The organism is Pseudomonas sp. EGD-AK9 (genome assembly GCF_000465935.2).
Lineage (GTDB): Bacteria > Pseudomonadota > Gammaproteobacteria > Pseudomonadales > Pseudomonadaceae > Aquipseudomonas.
This window is the reverse complement of record NZ_AVOF01000313.1, coordinates 1-3,771: the sequence shown is the minus strand read 5'-3', so window position 1 is coordinate 3,771 and position 3,771 is coordinate 1. Positions and strand designations below refer to the sequence as shown.

General features: G+C 70.9%; 1 protein-coding gene and 1 pseudogene. Both read right to left on the bottom strand.

Features of this window, described 5'->3' with window-relative positions:
- On the bottom strand, positions 1-756 hold a 756-nt coding region (locus N878_RS14835; RefSeq protein WP_021444411.1), incomplete at its 3' end, for an AAA family ATPase.
- A pseudogene (recB, locus tag N878_RS14830) lies at positions 753-3,771 on the bottom strand (exodeoxyribonuclease V subunit beta); the annotation flags it as partial. The pseudogene recB and the gene N878_RS14835, both read right to left, overlap by 4 nt.

Genomic DNA, 3,771 nt, shown 5'->3' with positions numbered 1-3,771 from the left:
CCCGCCGATGGACTCGGTGAGGCGCGCCGCCGCCTTGCCGGTGGGCGCCGCCAGACTCAGACGCAGCGGTGCCCCGGCGGCCATCGCCGCCTCCTGCAGCAACGCCAGCAGGCGCACCACGGTGGTGGTCTTGCCGGTACCGGGGCCGCCGGTGATCAGGGTGAAGCGCCCCTGAGCCGCCAGCGCACAGGCCAGCTTCTGCCAGTCGGTCAGGCGCTCGCCAGCCAGGATCAGGGGCTCGGGGAACAGCGTGGCCAGACGCGCCGGGAGATCGGCCGGCGCCGCGGAGCCTGCTTGCAGGCGCTGAGCGATATTGCCCGCCACGCGGCGCTCGTAGTCCCAGTAACGCCGCATATAGAGACAGGAACCGGCCAACACCAGCGGCGCGCCTGGGTCCTCCAGCAGCGAACTGCCGGCGCAGGCCGCCAGCCACTGACCCAGTTCGAGCCCCGCCAATACCTGGGACGGCAGCAGCGTCGCGGTCTCGGCATCCTCGCCTTCCGGCGGCAGGGACAGGGTGAAGTCCGGGTTGGCCAGGGTCGCCGCCAGATCCAAACAGACATGCCCCTGGCCGAGTTGATGACTGGCCAGGGCCGCGCCGAGGATCAGCAGCGGCGAGGCATCCGGGTCCAGCTCGGCGAGGAACTGCGCCAGGGCGCGGTCCAATTCCCGTAGCCAGCCGCGCTCGCTCCAGGCGGCCAGCAGGACGAAGAGTTCGGCGCGCTCGCGCAGCGCCGGCGACAGGGTCGGACTCATGCCATGGCCTCCTCGGCTTCACCCATAAACAGTGCATCGAGCTGCTCGATCAGCTCACGCGGCGGCCGCGCCAGGTAGACGCCGTGTGCCGGCGCGCGGAGGAACAGATAGAGCGCGCCGCCCAGGTGACGGTCGTAGTCGTATTCCGCCAGGCGCAGACGCAGCTGTCGGTGCAGGGCCAGCACGTAGAGCACGTACTGCAGGTCGTAGCGGTGGCTGGCCATAGCCGCCGCCATGGCGTCGTGGGTGTAGGCGCCATCGTCGACGCCCAGCCAGTTGGACTTGTAGTCGGCCACGTAGTAGCGCCCCTGGTGCTCGAACACCAGGTCGATAAAGCCCTTGAACATGCCGTTCAGGGTGTCCGCGCGCAGCGGTTGCCGGGCGATGCCGGGCAGCTCGCAGCGCTGCACCAGCTCATCCAGGCGGCGCACGTCGACCGCCCGAGCCTCGAACCAGAACTCCAACTCCGCCTGGTACTGCGACAGCTCGGCCAGGCAGACCGCCTCGCCGTCGCCAAGCGGCAGCGGCTGCACCAGCAATCCTTGCAGCCATTGCTGCAGCGGATCGATCCAGCTTTCCAGGCCGCGCCGCTGGCAACGCCGCGCCAGGGCCTCGCGCAGCGCGAGGGGATCGGCGGCGAGCTGGGCGAAGCCCTCCGCGCCGCCATTTCCAGCAGCCCGTGGAGGAAGGTGCCGGGATTGGGGCCGCGGGGAAAGCGATGCAGCCCCAGGGCCGCGGCCGGCAGCGGCGGCAGGGCCAGTTCCGAGCTCTCGTCGTCGCTGGCGCTCTGCATGGCCGGGCTGTCCGGTGCGGCGTCTTCATAGCGGTTGCCCCAGGCCGGCGCGTCCTCGTCGAGGCGCAGGGCGCTGTAGGAGGCGATCCACCAGTGCTCGGCGGCGCGCCGCGCCGGGGTGCGCCAACGGGGGACGAACTGTTCGTCGTCCTGCGCCCGATAGCGCTGCTCGCCGGCTTGCGGCACCGGGGCCAGCGCACTGCGCGGCGCGTCCGCGAATGGCGCTAGCCAGCCGGCAAGATCCGCACTAGCGGCCAGCGGTACGCCGCCGCCCAGCAGGTAGCCGAGGGCGGACTCGTGCAGCCGCGATTTCCTGCCGTTGCCGATCTTCAGGTCCGCCACGCCCAGCCAGCAGCCATGGCGCGCGCGGGTCAGGGCCACGTAGAGCAGGCGCAGATCCTCGCCCAGCCGCTCGCGCTCGGCGCGCGCCAGGGTGTCCTCGTCGGCCTTGAGCACCAGGCGCCGGCGCTGGCCGTCATGCACCTGCAGCGGTTGCTTGTCGTCCAGCGGGCGGAAGGCGCAGATAAAGGGCAGGAACACCAGGGGGTATTCCAGGCCCTTGGATTTGTGGATGGTCACCACCCGCACCAGCGCCTCGTCGCTTTCCAGGCGCAGCACCTGCTCCTCGGCGGCCTGGCCATCACCGGCCAGCAGCTCGCCCAGGTGGCGGATCAACGCCAGCTCGCCGTCCAGCTCGGCGGCGGCCTGCTGCAGCAACTCGGCCAGATGCAGCAGGTTGGTCAGCACCCGCTCGCCGTCCTCGCGGCCCATTAGCCGCTGCGGCAGGGCGAAGTCCTGTAGCAACTGACGCAGCATCGGCAGCACGCCCTGCCGCTGCCAGCGCTGGCGATAGTCGCGAAACTGCAGGACCCGGCGCTCCCAGATGCGCTCGTCGAGATTGAGCCGCTCCAGTTCGTCCAGCGCCAGGCCCAGGGTGGCGCTGGCCAGCGCTGCGCGCAGCGGACGGTCCTGGTCCGGTTCGGCGCAGGCACGCAGCCACAGCAGCAGGTCGCGGGCCTCCTGGGCGGCGAACACCGAATCCTTGTCCGACAGGTAGACGCTGCGCACGCCGCGGGCGGCCAGTTCGCCACGGATGGCCTGGGCCTCGTTGAAGTCGCGCACCAACACGGCGATATCGCTGGGGCGCAGCGCGACCAGGCCATCCTCCCCGCTGAAGCCGGCGCGCCCTTGCTGGCCCAGATCCAGCAGGCGCACGATCTCGCCGGCACTGGCGCCGGCCAGGGCATCGAGGTAGGCGCCCTTGGCCAGCGGCTCGTCGCTCGCCAGGTGCCAGAGGCTCAGCGCCGGCTGTGCCTGGCCGTCCAGCGTCCAGGTTTCCTTGCGCCCCTGCGCGCTCACGTCGATAAATGGCAGACCGTCGCGCAGCAGGAAGGCCCCCTCCCCACCCTCGCGCTGTTCGGCGCGTAAAAATACGCCGTTCACCGCCGCCACCATGTCCTCACTGGAGCGGAAGTTCTTCTCCAGGTTGTAGTGGCGCCCGGCGGTGGCACGCCGGGCGCGCAGGTAGGTGTGGATGTCGGCGCCGCGGAAGGAATAGATGGCCTGTTTGGGGTCGCCGATCATGAACAGGCCGCAGTCGTCGCGGTTGGCCTCGACCTGGTAGAGGCTGTCGAAGATGCGGTACTGCAGCGGGTCGGTGTCCTGGAATTCGTCGATCAGCGCCACCGGGAACTGGCGACGGATCACCTCGGCCAGGCGCGGGCCGTTGTCGCCCTGCAGGGCGGCGTCCAGACGGCTGAGCATGTCGTCGAAGCCCATTTCCGCGCGCTGACGCTTCTCCCGGTCGAAACGCTGGCGCACCCAGGCGGCGGCATGGCGCAGTGCGGTTTCGGCCGGATCGCTGAGCGCGGCGAGGCGCTCGGGCAGCACGGCCATGGCCTCCAGGGCGGGGTGCACCGGCGGCTCGCCCTTCCAGGCTTCGGCCAGGCCATCGGGGGTCAAGCGGCTGAAGCCGGTGCCGAGCTCCAGGCGATCCTCCTCGCCGCTCGCCCAGTCGCGCAGCTTGCTCAGCCAGGGGGTGTAGTAGCGCGCCTGGATCTTGCGGGCATCCACCTGCTTGGCGGCGACGGCCGCATCCAGCAGCGCCTGCAACTCGTCGGCCCAGATGCGCCAGGGCGTCTTGAGGGCCTCCAGTTCGCGCTGGCGATCGGCCAGGGCTCGCTCCAGCAGCTCGCCCAGCGGTTGGTCGCCGGACGCGCCCT